The organism is Sediminibacillus terrae, assembly GCF_009602435.1.
In the GTDB taxonomy this organism is placed as follows: domain Bacteria; phylum Bacillota; class Bacilli; order Bacillales; family Amphibacillaceae; genus Sediminibacillus; species Sediminibacillus terrae.
Genome location: NZ_VZDQ01000021.1, coordinates 299631 through 314787, shown reverse-complemented (window position 1 = coordinate 314787; position 15157 = coordinate 299631). Strand labels below are relative to the sequence as shown.

Annotated in this window: 12 protein-coding genes and 1 pseudogene; 2 read left to right on the top strand and 11 right to left on the bottom strand. The window is 42.3% G+C overall.

Features of this window, described 5'->3' with window-relative positions; translation table 11 throughout:
• Positions 1-471: 471 nt before the first annotated feature.
• The 5 genes from F6X55_RS07580 to miaA all read right to left on the bottom strand — a co-directional run bounded on the left by F6X55_RS07580 (position 472) and on the right by miaA (position 5337).
• The gene (locus F6X55_RS07580; RefSeq protein WP_153462607.1) at positions 472-1716 is read right to left on the bottom strand and encodes a methionine gamma-lyase family protein; all 1245 of its coding nucleotides are present in this window, start codon (positions 1714-1716) and stop codon (positions 472-474) included.
• Positions 1713-2960, bottom strand: a complete 1248-nt coding sequence (gene hflX / locus F6X55_RS07575) for a GTPase HflX (RefSeq protein WP_026570281.1) — start codon at positions 2958-2960, stop codon at positions 1713-1715. The genes F6X55_RS07580 and hflX overlap by 4 nt, the downstream gene beginning before the upstream one ends.
• Positions 2961-3057: 97 nt before the next feature.
• A complete protein-coding gene (gene spoVK / locus F6X55_RS07570) occupies positions 3058-3972 on the bottom strand; it encodes a stage V sporulation protein K (RefSeq protein WP_026570282.1) in 915 nt (304 codons plus the stop codon).
• A gap of 168 nt (positions 3973-4140) precedes the next feature.
• The gene (gene hfq, locus F6X55_RS07565; RefSeq protein WP_026771327.1) at positions 4141-4365 is read right to left on the bottom strand and encodes an RNA chaperone Hfq; all 225 of its coding nucleotides are present in this window, start codon (positions 4363-4365) and stop codon (positions 4141-4143) included.
• Positions 4366-4401: 36 nt separating this feature from the next.
• A complete protein-coding gene (gene miaA, locus F6X55_RS07560; RefSeq protein WP_153462605.1) occupies positions 4402-5337 on the bottom strand; it encodes a tRNA (adenosine(37)-N6)-dimethylallyltransferase MiaA in 936 nt (311 codons plus the stop codon).
• 226 nt (positions 5338-5563) lie between these two features.
• Between miaA and F6X55_RS07555 the strand changes: the two genes are divergently transcribed.
• Positions 5564-5812: a GlsB/YeaQ/YmgE family stress response membrane protein gene (locus F6X55_RS07555; protein WP_026570283.1), complete on the top strand. Its 249-nt coding sequence runs from the start codon at positions 5564-5566 to the stop codon at positions 5810-5812.
• 334 nt (positions 5813-6146) lie between these two features.
• Positions 6147-6375 (top strand): annotated as a pseudogene (locus F6X55_RS07550) (transposase); the annotation flags it as partial.
• Positions 6376-6814: 439 nt separating this feature from the next.
• On the opposite strand, the gene F6X55_RS07545 reads toward F6X55_RS07550, so the two are convergent.
• From F6X55_RS07545 to miaB, 6 genes are all read right to left on the bottom strand, one after another.
• Positions 6815-7306 (bottom strand): Dps family protein, encoded by a 492-nt coding sequence (locus F6X55_RS07545; protein WP_235162447.1) that lies wholly within the window; start codon positions 7304-7306, stop codon positions 6815-6817.
• A gap of 266 nt (positions 7307-7572) precedes the next feature.
• Positions 7573-9447, bottom strand: a complete 1875-nt coding sequence (gene mutL / locus F6X55_RS07540; protein ID WP_026570286.1) for a DNA mismatch repair endonuclease MutL — start codon at positions 9445-9447, stop codon at positions 7573-7575.
• A gap of 18 nt (positions 9448-9465) precedes the next feature.
• A complete protein-coding gene (gene mutS, locus F6X55_RS07535) occupies positions 9466-12078 on the bottom strand; it encodes a DNA mismatch repair protein MutS (protein WP_153462601.1) in 2613 nt (870 codons plus the stop codon).
• Between the two features lie 112 nt (positions 12079-12190).
• Positions 12191-12754, bottom strand: a complete 564-nt coding sequence (cotE, locus tag F6X55_RS07530) for an outer spore coat protein CotE (protein ID WP_026570288.1) — start codon at positions 12752-12754, stop codon at positions 12191-12193.
• A gap of 278 nt (positions 12755-13032) precedes the next feature.
• Positions 13033-13461, bottom strand: coding sequence for a YlbF/YmcA family competence regulator (locus tag F6X55_RS07525; RefSeq protein ID WP_026570289.1), 429 nt, complete (start codon positions 13459-13461; stop codon positions 13033-13035).
• Between the two features lies 1 nt (position 13462).
• Positions 13463-15043 (bottom strand): tRNA (N6-isopentenyl adenosine(37)-C2)-methylthiotransferase MiaB, encoded by a 1581-nt coding sequence (miaB, locus tag F6X55_RS07520; protein WP_026570290.1) that lies wholly within the window; start codon positions 15041-15043, stop codon positions 13463-13465.
• Positions 15044-15157 lie beyond the last annotated feature (114 nt).

Below are 15157 nucleotides of genomic sequence, written 5' to 3'. Positions count from 1 at the left end.
CCCCTTTCCCTGTTATTTTTCCATAGTTCTATTATACAATTGGAATAATAATTGTCAAGGCGTGTAAGCTTTCTTTACATCAAAAAATAAAAAATTCCTTGAATTTTCTTTCTTTTATAAACAAACCAATAAGACGGGCTGTTCGGGAAGGCGATGTTTTTTGAATCTGCCTTTTAACCGCCTGCTGCCTCTTTCCCCTCCATTCCAAACATCCACTCTTTTAAAATCCCCAATGCCTCTAAATAATTCCTATCTATCTCTTATTACTTTTGATGCCGCAGCTTTAGGGTAATAAAGAGTGAGGGAATAGCACCTCGTGACAGGGACTCTTTCTACTTTCAATATGAAGTTTTCAGCAACACCGACAGACCATAAATCACGCAGAGACATCTTGATTTGCCAGGTTGCGTGTGCTTCTTAAATGTGGCCATAAAAAAATCAGCCATTGAACATCAACAGCTGATTCTATTATCAATATCGCTTTAAGAACCCTTTTTGTTGTAACGTTTTTACCGCTTCTGTCACTGCTATTTTCACATGGGCGTATGTCAATCCGCCTTGGACATAAGCAGTATAAGGCGGGCGGATCGGCCCGTCTGCAGTGAGTTCAAGACTTGCCCCCTGGATAAATGTCCCGGCAGCCATGATCACTTCACTATCATACCCGGGCATTGCAGAAGGGTACGGTGTCACAAAAGAATTGACGGGAGAGGCTTGTTGGATTGCCTGGCAAAAAGCAATCATTTGTTCCGGAGTATCAAAATTCACTGATTGGATCAAGTCGGTTCTGGAGGCTCGATAGTCCGGTGTCGTATGAAAACCACTTTTTTCTAAGAAGCGAGAAGTGAAAATCGCGCCCTTCACCGCTTCCCCAACTACATGAGGCGCCAGAAACAATCCCTGAAACATTTCCTGCAACATGCCAAGACTCGCCCCGGTTTCTTTTCCCAGACCAGGTGCGGTCAACCTGTTGGCACATTGTTCTACCAAATGTTTTTTTCCGGCAATGTATCCCCCGGCGCGGACGATTCCGCCTCCGGGATTCTTGATCAGTGAACCGGCGATCAAATCCGCTCCCACGTGCAGCGGTTCTTTCGTTTCAACAAATTCTCCGTAACAGTTATCTACGAATATTTGCAGGTCCTTGTCCAAGTGTTTAATATATTGAATCATTTCTTTTATCTCGTCGATTGAAAATGACGGGCGCTCATGATACCCCTTCGATCGCTGAATGGCTATCACTTTTGTATTTCTTTTAATTGACTTTTTTACGTTATCCCAGTCAATGGTTCCATTTTCCTTTAAATCCACCGCACAATAGTCGATACCGAAGTTCTTAAGACTGCCATTGTTTTCACCGCGGCTGCCAATTACCTCTTCCAAAGTGTCATAGGGCTTTCCGGTCATGTAAAGCAACTCATCCCCCGGGCGCAGCAGTCCGAATAGGGAGGTGGTAATCGCGTGAGTTCCCGACACGAGTTGAGGACGCACCAAAGCGTCCTCTCCCCCAAACACCTCTGCATAAACAGCCTCAAGGACTTCCCGTCCGTTGTCATCGTAACCATACCCGGTTGTAGGATTGAAATGACTGTCACTTACTCGGTGTTTTTGAAATGCCTTCAAAACATTACGTTGATTGGTTTCCGAAATGTTGTTCGCTGTTTGAATTTGTTTCTGGATATCCTGTTCTGCTTCTTTGATGGTTGATTCAATCATTCTGTCTCGTGCTGCTCCTTCACCTTGTATTTTAAAGGATGGTCCGGACTAATATAACCGCTTACCCGATAACCTTCTTTCGCTTCATCAAAATAACGATCAGTGACAATAGTCCTTCTTCTCAACGTTTCAAGTAACGTTCCTTCATCTGGCGTGAGAAATGTCTGATATGCTTCCCATTCACCGATTAATATCTGTTCTACTTCATGCAACACCCGCTTTAAATCGATAGGATCGTGGGCGCTTATCGTCATGGAGGGATGAACGGAAGGAATAAAGTCCTCTTGCAGAATGTCTTTTTTATTGTAGACAGTTAGCATAGGTAGATTTTCCGCACCTAAATCCTCCAATAATGTATTTACTGTTTTCTGATGATTTTCCAAATCCGGATGGGAAGCATCTACCATGTGGAGAATGAAATCGGCTTCCGTGACTTCTTCGAGTGTAGAGCGGAAAGCAGCAATAAGTGTTGTCGGCAAATCTTGAATGAATCCTACCGTATCCGTAATCAAAGCAGCAAATCCGGATGGGAGCTGAATTTGCCGTGTCATCGGATCCAGGGTTGCAAATAATTGATTTTCTTCCAACGATTCACTTTTGGTTATCCGGTTAAAAAAAGTCGACTTTCCTGCATTCGTATAACCGACAATCGCTATCTGGAAAGCTTTGTTTTCTTTTCTCCGGCTCCTGTATTGCGCACGTTGATTAACAACCGCTTGCAGTCTGGCTTTGATTTCGTCTATTCTTCGTCTGATATGCCTCCGGTCAGATTCTAACTTGGTTTCACCCGGCCCGCGAGTCCCGATGCCGCCTGCCAGTCTGGATAATGACTTCCCCTGTCCGTAGAGCCGCGGCAGCATGTATTCCAACTGCGCTAATTCAACCTGCAGTTTACCTTCTTTTGTATTTGCCCGTTGCGCAAAGATATCAAGTATCAATTGACTTCTATCTATAATTCGAACACCAAGCCGCTCACCTAAATTTTTTGCCTGGCTTGGAGAAAGCTCGTCGTTGGATATCACCAAATCTATTTCCAATTCTTCCACAAATTCAGTGAGTTCCTCTACCTTTCCTTCCCCCATATAAAGGGCAGGATGTATTTTTTCACGATTTTGCGTAACGATTTTCAAGACGTTCCCCTGCGCTGTTTCGGTGAGAGACTGTAATTCACTCAGTGAAGATTGAAAACGTTCCTCTTCTTGTCTTGGTTGTCGTACAGCTATGATTAGCACTTTTTCCTGCATCTGCTCAACCTCTTTCTCTGATACTGCTTTCATCATAACAAATATATACAGCAAATAAAAACTAGAACCTCGCATAGCAAGGTTCTAGTTTTTTTATCTAATCCAAACAGAGATCGCTTTTGGTGATGGTAGTCAGATCTTTTGTCGAAAAGTTTTGTTTTCTCATCAACCGGACAGCATGTTTTCGTATCGATTTTTCCAATAGATTCCGGACAAAGCGGGCATTTGAGAAATCATGATTGTTGTTTTGCTTTTGCTTGATTAAATAATCCTGAAGCTTCCATTCTGCTTCCTTTGTGAATTGATATTCCCTTTCAGCAGCCATCTGCTTTGCAATTTCAAGCAATTGTACAACTGAATAATCCTCGAACTCCAGGACGATGGGAAACCGGGATACCAGACCGGGGTTTAGCGACAGGAAATATTCCATCTCATTTGGGTAACCAGCCAATATCAAAATAAATTCGTTATGGCTGTCTTCCATGTGCTTAACCAATGTATCGATCGCTTCTTTGCCAAAATCTTTGTCACCACCGCGCCCGAGTGAATAGGCTTCATCAATAAACAAAATACCGCCTTTAGCCTTTTCGATCAAATCTCTGGTTTTTTGGGCAGTATGGCCGATATACTCTCCGACCAGATCGGCTCTCTCTGCCTCGATAAAGTGACCTTTTGACAAAATGTTCATTTCAAACAATGTTCTGGCTAGTTGCCTTGCCACAGTGGTCTTTCCTGTTCCAGGATTCCCCTTGAAAAGCATGTGCAGAACCTGTTTTTCCGCTTTCAATCCAGCTTTTTCTCTTTTTTGATTAATGGTGATCGATGCATAAATTTCTTTCATGGTATCCTTCAATTTTTCTAAACCTACAAAAGAGGAGAAACGATTGTCGATGTCGGCAAAAGGGTCATATCCTTTTTGTTCACTCAGTGCTTTGGAGGTAGAGAGTTTTTCTCTTTCATTTAAAATAATATTTATTTGGCCATTTCGTTTTAATGATACTTGAGATTCCACATTACCACCCCTTATTCACGATATTATACGTGAAAAGAACAAGGAGTGTGACATTCGCCTATGGACCCCGGGCATTTTCTGATTTCATAAAAAAGGGTGTTCAGTATGAACACCCTGCCCTGTTTGAAACAATATCACTCCGTCACCGGATTGAGTGCCCAGATGGCATCACTCTTTATCCAAAGCTACGTTTTTCACCGGTGCGAAAGTCGAAATGGCATGCTTGAAAATCAATTGTTGTTTACCGTCCGTATCAAATAAAACGGTAAAGTTATCAAAAGCCTTCACGGTCCCTCTCAACTGAAAACCATTTAATAAAAAAACGGTGACTTGAATCCGTTCTTTACGGAGTTGGTTTAAATATTGATCTTGAATATTTACCGATTGAGACATAAAATTTCCTCCTCTTTTTATCTGTACTATGTAATTCTATTTTTTCTGCAGCATTCCTGCTAACTCAGATAAAATTATTTCAAATTGTTCCTCCTTTTTCCCTGGATCAATCGTGTACCAATGAATATCCATCTTGTTCTTAAACCATGTCAACTGTCGCTTGGCAAACCTTCGAGAATTCCGTTTTAGCAAACCGACAGCTTCATCCAAGGTCATTTCCCCATTTAGATATGGGATTATTTCTTTATATCCAATTGCTTTCATCGACTGGCTGTTTGAAAAGCCCTGATTGTATAAATGCTTCACTTCCTCCACAAGCCCTGATTCAACCATTTCATCAACTCGCGTGTTAATCCGTTGATAAAGAACATCCCTTTCCATATCCAATCCTAAGATAACAGGACGATAAGGAGAGTCTGCTTGTTGTGCAGCTTGATATTCACTCATCGTTTTGCCCGTTTTCTCAAATACTTCCAATGCACGGATGACTCTGCGCTTATTATTGGGATGGATCTTTTTGGCTTGTTCCGGATCTACCGATCGCAGCTTGGCGTATAATGTATCGATCCCATAACAGTCGATTTCATCTTCCAGCTTTTTATGGTAGGTATCATCCCTCTTTTCATCGGCAAAAATATAGCCATTTAAGGCGGCTTGTATGTATAAACCAGTTCCGCCGGCGATAATCGGCAGATGATTTCTTTCCGTTATCTCCTTCACACAATTCGCCACTTTCTGTTGGAATTCAGCAACGGAGAACGTATCGTCAGGCTGCTTTATATCGATTAAATGATGTGGTACGCCCTTCATTTCTTCTTTTGTTATTTTTGCCGTACCGATATCCATTCCGCGGTAAATTTGCATCGAGTCACCGCTGATAACTTCTCCAGCAAAGTTCCTGGCTATTTCCACGCTCAAGCTCGTCTTCCCGACAGCTGTCGGCCCAACAACTGCAACTACAAGTGGTTTCATGCTTATACTCCTAGATTTATAATTAAATATTGCGCTTTGGTTATACTATCCTTTTGATAAACCATTATACATTAACTTTTATTTTTCGCAATCTTCTCGTCCGTGCACCCCCAAGCAAGCGTTTGGTTTTTTCTTGGGAAGGGTACATGTCTTACAAACACAGCAGTCATATGCTGAAGTTTTATTAATATAAAAATAGCGACATACTACAAGGAGGTAATCCAATATGGGTTTTATCATCTATTTAATAGTCGGTGGACTAATCGGCTGGCTTGCCGGTTTAATTGTCGGAAAAGATTTACCGGCTGGTATTTTCGGTAATATCATCGCGGGTATCATCGGGGCATGGATCGGAGGAGAATTGTTCGGTCAATGGGGTCCTGAATTAGGCGGTATTTATCTCATTCCCGCATTGATCGGTGCGATTATTTTCGTTCTGATACTAAGTCTCATTATCCGTGCAGTGAGAAGGTAACGAACAGAAGGTGCTGTTAAAACACAGCACCCCTTTTTTGAGGCCACTGAAAAAGTCCTTTCTAATCTAGAAGAGATTTTAAAGTTTGTTGTTGATTCTCACGAATCGCTTATCGGTGGATGCTTGCCGCGGGCACGGCCTCAGCTAACTTGGTCAAAAAGATCACTTAACCAAGTGGATCTTCGGCTCGCGCTGTTCCCGCAGGCGTCACCACCGAACGCTCATCGTGGAATCGACAGAGGGTAAACGAAAAGAAGTGATTTTCTTTGATTTCTAAAAGAAAGTCACTCTTTTTTCTTTTCAATAAAAGGAATACATAATAGGGAGGGATTCGATGTTAGACCGTCCATTATCCATGGATTTAAGCCAGTACGAAGGGCTCTACGATATGGTGGCCCCTAAGGAGCATCTTCTTCTGGAAATAAATGAGCTTATCGATTTTTCCTTCGTTTATGACGAACTGAAGGACAAATACTGTCATGATAATGGTCGAAAACGCAGTTCATCCCATCAAATACCTCCTTCTAAAAATCATCTATACGTTGTCTGACGTAGATCTCGTGTAACGAGCTCAGCCCAACTTATTAGCTCACTTCCGTCGTAAACGTCTGAAAGACACAAACCTTTTAAATCTCCTGATATGGGGTCTTAGTCGTCCGTTTTTCCGCCAAAGGAATCTCGTTCTAAAACCTTGAATGGGTGTAATTTTTCGCTCAGTTCGAATCCGCATCACGACAGGGGTCACCACATTTAGTATAGAGCCCGATAAACTCCCACAATAGAAAAAGACGCATAATCAAAACCACCAGTGTGAACTGGTGGTTTTCTCTGCAGTGGTCGGGAAACCAACTTTATCCTACCATGAAGTGAGGTTTTTTTATTACCACACTGTAAGCTCTCCGGAACCCCCGGCATTAGCCAGGGGTTTCCTAATTCATTAAAAAAAGCTTGCAGAGAAACAAAAGGTTTCTCTGCAAGCTGATGGCGTCGAAAAGAGCTTTCTTATTTAAGATGGCCTTCGAAAGCTGTCAACATCCAGACATGTTTCTCCAGTCGTCCCTGCAGCTCATTTAACAGGTCGAGAGAAGGCTGATCGTTCACCTCTTCCGCCAACTTTCCGCCTTTTCCTTTGATTTCATCAATAATCGTTTGATAGTCACGGGAAAGCTGCGTTACAATTTCATCCTCTGTATCATCCGCCTGTGCTTCATGAATGGTCGCTTCTTTGATGTATTTATGCATGGTGGCCAAAGGCCTGCCCCCTATAGCAAGAATCCGCTCGGCTATGTCATCCATGTCCTGTGCCGCTTCATTATAAAGATCCTCAAAAACTTCATGCAGTTTAAAAAAATGTTTACCGGTGACAAACCAATGGTATCGATGAAGTTTGATATACAGTACAGCAAAGTTAGATAACTCTTGATTCAAAAAATTTATCAATCGTTGATTTTCCGGCATGTTTTCATTTACATGCACATTTAAGTTTTCAGCCATTTTCCATCACACCTTTCTAAGAATATTTTTTTGTTATGTTCGCAAATTATACGTGATAGTTTCTGGTTCTTATCTAAATACCCTGCCAAAACTTAAAGCAAACATGGCAATTGACAAAAGAAAAAACAAAATGGACTTTCTCCATACTTGCACTTGTTGAGTCGGTGATTATAGAACCCCACTCCACAACAAGTTTTCGATCTGCTCTTAAAATAATCAAAGCAAAAAGCTTGTAGAAAATCCCTTTTCTACAATCTGGATACATTTTACATAACACGCTTGAACATTTTTTCCATATCATAAGCGGAAAAATGAGCAATAATAGGACGGCCGTGCGGACATGTGAAAGGATCGGTCGATTTCCTCAAGTCCTCCAGCAGCCGGAACATATCATCATGATTCAAATAATGATTTGCTTTTATGGATCTTTTACAAGACATTAAAATGGCTGCTTCTTCCCTGATTTTTTTGATGTTCACTTTCTCATCGGCGATTACTTGCTCGACAATTTCCTGGATGACTTCCTCTTCGAAACCTTTTGGGAACCATTGAGGATGCGAGCGGATTGCATAGCTTTGTTCACCAAATGGTTCAAAGAACAGACCGATTTTCCTGAATTCATCCTGGTGCTGTTCGATCAGCAAGGCTTCCTGTTTGGAAAAATCAAAAGTCAACGGCATTAAAAGCTCTTGTACTTCATTCGGGACCTCCCCGATTTTCTCTTTGAAAAACTCATATTTTATTCGTTCCTGGGCAGCATGCTGATCGATAATATACAAACCATTTTCATTTTGGGCCAGAATATATGTTCCATGGTGCTGACCGATTGGGTACATGGCGGGTAAACGGTCCGATTTTATTTCTTGTTCTTCTTCAATGACAATTTTTTGCTCTCCGGACCGGCTTTCGTTTTCCACCTGGCCTTTCAACACTTCATCGTAAGTGGCGGACTCTTTCAACCGCTCTTTCATAGATAGGTCTGATGCCTCTTCCGCCGACTCGACAAGTTGACCGTGAACCGTTGGCGAATAGTCACCACGCTCATCATGAGGGTAAGCATTTTCCTTTACAGTATAGGAAGAAGGTTCATGGAACGAAAAACTGTCCTGCACACTTTCCAGACGATTGGGTTTTGGTTGACTTGCTTCTGGAATGAGCGTCTCTTTCCGGAAAGCTTCCCTTATGGTGGATTCAATTGCTTCAAACAGTTCTTTTTCTTTGCTGAAACGCACCTCCAGTTTTGCCGGATGTACATTCACATCCACCAGAATCGGGTCCATTTGGATATTTAACACGACTAGCGGGTGTCTTCCGATTGGCAACAGGGTATGGTATCCTTTGGCGATTGCCTTGCTCAAGGGAATGCTCCTTATAAAGCGCCCATTGACTATAGTCGAAATGTAATTTCTCGATGCCCTTGTCACTTCAGGCTTAGCAACATAGCCTTGAATGGAAAAATCAAGGGTGGAATGTTCTACTGGCACCATTTTTTTCGCCACATTCATTCCGTAAACCTGCGCGATGATTTGCAGCAAATCTCCCCTGCCGGGTGATCGGAACAGCTGTCTTTCGTTATGATAAACTTCAAAACGAACCGTCGGGTGAGATAAAGCCATCCTGTTCATCACGTCGGTAATGTGACCTAGTTCAGTATGAATCGTCTTCATGTATTTCAGGCGTGCAGGTGTATTGAAAAACAAGTTTTCCACCATGATCTCCGTACCCTGCCTGGCATCACTCTTTTCTTTTTTTACAAGTTTCCCACCTTCTAGTTCCAGCAGTGTTCCTGCTTCATCTCCAGTCGAGGACTTTATTGTCAGCTTGCTTACAGCCGCAATACTGGCAAGTGCTTCTCCTCTGAACCCTAGTGTGCGAACATGAAAAAGATCGTTTTCATTGCTTATTTTGCTGGTCGCATGACGGAGCACCGACCGCTCACAATCTGTTTCATCCATTCCTGATCCATTATCCGTTATTTTTATCTTTTGTAATCCAGCTTCGGACACCTCTATTTTGATATAACTGCTATTCGCATCGATGCTGTTTTCCACCAGTTCTTTTACAACGGAAGCCGGCCGTTCGACAACCTCTCCAGCCGCTATTTTATTTGCAAGAGCGTCCGGCATTTGCTGAATAACCATGCTATCCCTCCTTACTGGTTACTTTTTCGCTTTCTTTTGTAGCTGATAAAGGGTATTCATTGCTTCCAACGGATTCATTTCCATGATATCAAGCTCCATTAGCTCCTTCACCAAGGGATCTTCTTGTTTGAAGCTTGACTGTTCACTTATAGGACGGGCTACCTCTTGTCCAAAAAATGACATCTGTTCTTCTGGTTCTTTTGTCGTCTGTCTGGAAGAATCAGTATTAGGAGCTATGGTTGTTTGGTTTTGCCCGGTTTCAAACTGCTTTAAAATTTCCGAGGCCCTGTGAATCAATTCATCGGGCAATTCAGCTAACTTTGCCACATGGATACCATAACTCTCGTCGGCTGCTCCTGGTTGGATTTGATGCAGAAAAACGACATTTCCTTGATATTCCTCTGCCCGTACATGGATGTTTTTGACCGCAGCCAGTGTGTTTTCCAGGCTGGTTAATTCATGATAATGGGTGGAAAATAGTGTCTTTGCTTTCACATGCTCATGGACATACTCAATAATCGCCTGAGCCAAAGCCATCCCGTCATAGGTGCTTGTCCCTCTTCCTATCTCATCCATTAAAATCAAACTGTTTTCAGAAGCCTGGGTAATGGCGTGTTTTGCTTCCAGCATTTCCACCATGAAAGTGCTCTGACCAGAAACGAGATCGTCCGCCGCACCTATCCTTGTGAAAATCTGGTCAAAAACAGGTAAGGACGCTTCTTCACATGGAACAAAACAACCAATTTGCGCCATGATTGCCGTTAGGGCGAGTTGTCGCATATACGTACTTTTTCCTGACATATTCGGCCCGGTGATCAGCAATATTTCCGAAGATTCATCCATAGACACATCATTCGGAACAAAAGATTCGCCTTTCATTACTTTTTCGACCACCGGATGTCTCCCTTGCTTTATGGAGATTTTTCGGTTTTCATTAAAAGTTGGTCTCGTATAGTCATTTTCTTCACTGACAGTCGCAAAGCTTTGCAGAACATCGACTGTACTTATCTTTTCAGCTAAAGCCTGAAGAGCAGGAATGTATTCTTTCACTTTTTCCCGCAATTCGACAAACAACTGATACTCCAAGTCAACGCTTTTCTCTTCTGCTTCAAGGATAAGGGACTCTTTTTCCTTTAATTCAGGAGTGATGAACCGTTCCGCATTCGTCAGCGTCTGTTTCCGCTCATACTTTCCTTCTGGTAGCAGGTGTAAATTGGCACGGGTGACTTCGATATAATAGCCAAACACCCGATTATAGCCTATTTTCAATGATTTGATATTTGTCGCCTGCTTTTCACGCTGCTCCAATTCGGTAATCCACTTTTTTCCATTTTTAGAAGCATCTCTATACTCATCTAACGTTGCGTTGAATCCGTCCTTGATGATTCCGCCCTCTTTGATGGTCAGTGGCGCGTCTTCTTTTATACTCTCCTCCAACAATCCAGCCAGTCCTTGCATCTCATCTATTCCCTCTGCCAACGATTGGACCTCTTCGTGTGCGAATTGGGATAATAGCTTTTTGATTTCCGGAATTTTTTGAAGAGATTGTTTGACCTGGATTAAATCTCTGGCATTGACATTTCCATAGGAAACCCTGCCAGACAGGCGTTCTAGGTCATACACCGTTTTTAATGCCTCCCGTATTGATTCCCGTTCAAAAAAATGCTCTAGGAATGCCTGAACTATCGCGAACCGCTTATCGATTGCTTGTGTATTCAGCAAAGGCCGTTCAAGCCATTTTTTCAGCAAACGTGCTCCCATGGCTGTAACTGTCTTATCCAGTACCCAAAGCAGACTCCCCTGCTTTCCTTTCCGCAATATTGTCTGGGTCAGTTCCAGGTTGCGTTTCGAAAACATATCCAATGACATAAATTCCTGCAACTGAATGATTCTGGCAGGCTGCAGGTGGTCGAGTGACCGTTTCTGCGTATTCTGCAGGTAATTCAGCATCCTGCCGAATCCCTCTAACAATTGCCTATCCTTTTCCAATTGTTCGACCAAATGATGAAAACTTTCCTCGATGTCGCATACCTGTTGATGCGATACTGTTACTTGCAGCCTTTCCTGTAAATCCTTTTGATAGTTTTCCGGCAAATCCGGGGACACAACGATTTCTTTAACAGGCTGGTTGAAGAGCTCACTAAGCACTGCATCCCACCCAGAAGAAACACGAGCCACATTTGTTTCTCCCGTAGACAGGTCATTATAGGTAATAACAAAAACATCGCCTGGAAACTCACTGATACTGGCAAGAAAATTGTTCTCTTTTTCTTCCAGCATTGTCCCCTCCATCACCGTCCCTGGAGTAATCAGTTGAACGACATCCCTTTTCACGACTCCTTTGGCCGTTTTCGGATCTTCTACTTGTTCACATATGGCAACCTTGAATCCTTTTTCTACAAGGTTTTTTATGTAATTCTCAGCTGAATGGTAAGGGACGCCACACATAGGAATTCTTTCATCGGCCCCGCCGTCCCTGCTCGTCAAGGTGATTTCCAGCTCCCTGGAAGCCGCTAGAGCATCCTCAAAAAACATCTCATAGAAATCTCCCAACCGGAAAAACAAAAAACAATCTTTATGTTCAGCTTTTATTTTCAAATACTGCTGGATCATCGGTGTATATGTAGACATATTTTTTCCCCCACTACTACGAAATCTATCTTTCATTATATCATAATACAGGATGTGGGCTTAAGTGCAGGGAACCAAACAAAAAACGAGAGATTTCTCCCTCGTTTTCCATTTATTCTTCCTCTTCAGTCGCTAAAAAGTCAGGATTAATATCCTTGAACTCTTCGTCTGACAATTCAAAGTCCCAGTCGTCCTCATCCGCAACATATCCATTTGGATCCACTTTCACGCATACTTTTGTTTCCCCGATAACTTCCACTAAAAATTCCCGTTCTACTTCTACTAGTATCTTATGATCGTGGCTGGCAATCTTGCACTCCAGGCAGTTAGGTTGTTGAATCACCTTGGCAAACACTTCATAATCATCATTTAGCGTTTGGTCGTCTTTAACAGATAACTTTATCAAATCGCAATAAGTGATCCGTTCGGTGACAACCTCCGTTTTGGTGTTGTCATTATAAGAATACCAGATATTCACATCATAACTCCCATTGATTTCTACGGTGTCTTCACCTTTTTTCCGGGCGTTATATAAATGATTTATCACCCAGCAGCCAAGGATACTGGAGGGTCTATGTGAAGGGGTGATCGTGTTGGTATCCTGGATGAATTTCCGGCCTTTTCCGATAACGGCTTTTGTTATGATTTCCCGATATTCCTGATCCAGAAATGACATAAGAACTAAAACCTCCTCTTTTTTTCATAGTCAGTGTATGCATGGCAATCACCTATAGTGCAACCTTTTTTTCAAATGATCACGGTAATTGACATGATGAGCTCTACAACATCCTATGCAGGTGCCCAGCAAAATGTACATAAACCAAAAGAAGAAGAATCAAACAGGATAACGGAATCATTAAACCCATTCATCTGACTTTTTTCACCGGAATTCCGGAAACTCATGCCTAACGGAAAAAGGACCACTCCGTATAACGGAATAGTCCTTTCCGAATTTTAATGGCTGCAGGAAGAGCCATTACCCAGTTTGGATCCAGTTTCACCGGCCAGCAAATCACCGCCCGTGGAACGGATCACTTCATTGGTTACCTCCCGGGCAATGGTGTTGGAAACAAGCTGCAAAATGTCATTGATCACTAATTGGGAATCCTTGAATTCTTGCACTAACGGAATATCATCAATTTCCTTTTCGATTCTTTCCAGTTCTGCCTCTGCTTTTTTCTGTGCCTCTTCTTTTCCGTAAGCTTGTAAATTTACGACTTGCTTCTGCATTGCTTTCAACTTCTTGATTAAAATCTGTACTTTCTGATTCTCGTTCAACTTCGCTTCCAACTGCTTGAAACGATCGATTTCTTCTGTATTAGCCATCATTTGAGCTAACTTGTTCGCTTCTTCCAGCACTTGCTTTTTTGTATATGGAGCCAAATCATTTCACCTCTGCTGTTTCTTCAACCATTTCTCCGTCAAGAGACCAGGTTTTCGCATTTATTATTTTAACTTTTACAATTTTACCGATTGCTGATTTTGGTGCTTTGAAGTTGACTAATTTATTCCGTTCAGTATAACCAGCCAACACATCCGGATTCTTTTTGCTTTCCCCTTCAACAAGTACATCGACTACTTGCCCTTGATACTTTTTCATCGCTTCCGCTGATTGCTTATTGATCAACTTGTTCAAACGCTGCAAACGTTCTTTTTTCACTTCCATTGGAACATTATCTTCCCAGCGCGCTGCAGGAGTGCCTTCCCTTGGTGAATAGATAAAGGTGTAGGCACTCTCGAAACCTACTTCTTCCACAAGGCTCAGCGTCTCTTCAAATTGTTCATCGGTTTCGTTTGGAAAACCTACAATGATATCGGTAGTAAGGGTTGCATTGGGCATCGCCGTCCTGATTTTATCGACAAGCTCAAGATACCTTTCCCTTGTATAGCGGCGTGCCATAACTCGTAATACTTCGGAACTGCCGGATTGAACGGGAAGATGAATATGGTCCAGCAGATTGCCCCCTTTGGCCAAAACTTCGATCAAGCGGTCGTCGAAATCTCTGGGATGTGAAGTAGTGAAACGAACACGCGGGATATCGATTTTACGAATTTCATCCATTAAATCCCCGAGACCGTAATCCATATCTGTAAGATCTTTTCCATATGCATTGACATTTTGCCCCAAAAGGGTAATCTCCTTATACCCTTGTGCTGCAAGCTGCCTTACCTCCTGAATGATATCCTCAGGTCTTCGGCTTCTTTCCTTACCGCGTGTGTAAGGGACAATACAGTAAGTACAGAATTTGTCACATCCATACATGATATTGACCCAGCCTTTTATTTTCCCCTTTCTTACTTTTGGCAGGTTTTCAATGATATCTCCCTCTTTTGACCATACCTCGACGACCATTTCCTTGCCGAACATAGCTTCTTTCAATAGTTGCGGCAGCCGGTGAATGTTATGGGTACCGAAAATCATATCGATGAACGGGTGTTTTTTCAGTATGCGGTTTACGACCGATTCTTCTTGAGACATACAGCCGCACACACCTAAAATCACATCTGGATTCTCCGTTTTCAGTGTTTTCAAATGGCCAATTTCACCAAATACTTTGTTTTCGGCATTTTCCCTGATAGCACAGGTATTCAACAAAATAATATCGGCTTCAGCCGCTTCGTCTGTCGACTCATACCCCATATCGGTCAGCAGACCCGCCATTACTTCCGTATCATGCTCATTCATTTGGCAGCCATAGGTACGGATCAAGAACTTTTTATCTTTACCGATATTCTGCATGTCCTCCGGAACCTGATAATCATAATGGATCTGTACATCTTCTCTGCGTCGTTTCTTGGCCTTTTTCAAATTTGGCGGTTCATAAGTTGTTTGAAAATATTTCCCGATGAGTTCATCGCTGTCCATATTTTTTAAACGTGACAGGTTCTTCTCCTGGTCGGATTTTATGTCCGCTGGATTTTCCTGTTTTATTTGATTCATTTCTTTCCGCTGCTGTTCATTCATTTACAGAAGCTCCTTCCTTGAAAAACTGTCGTCCCGATTTATGTATCTGTCCGGAACCTCTAACCATAAAGGTATCTCCAATTTACTTATTATATCAACTACTAATACTAAAAA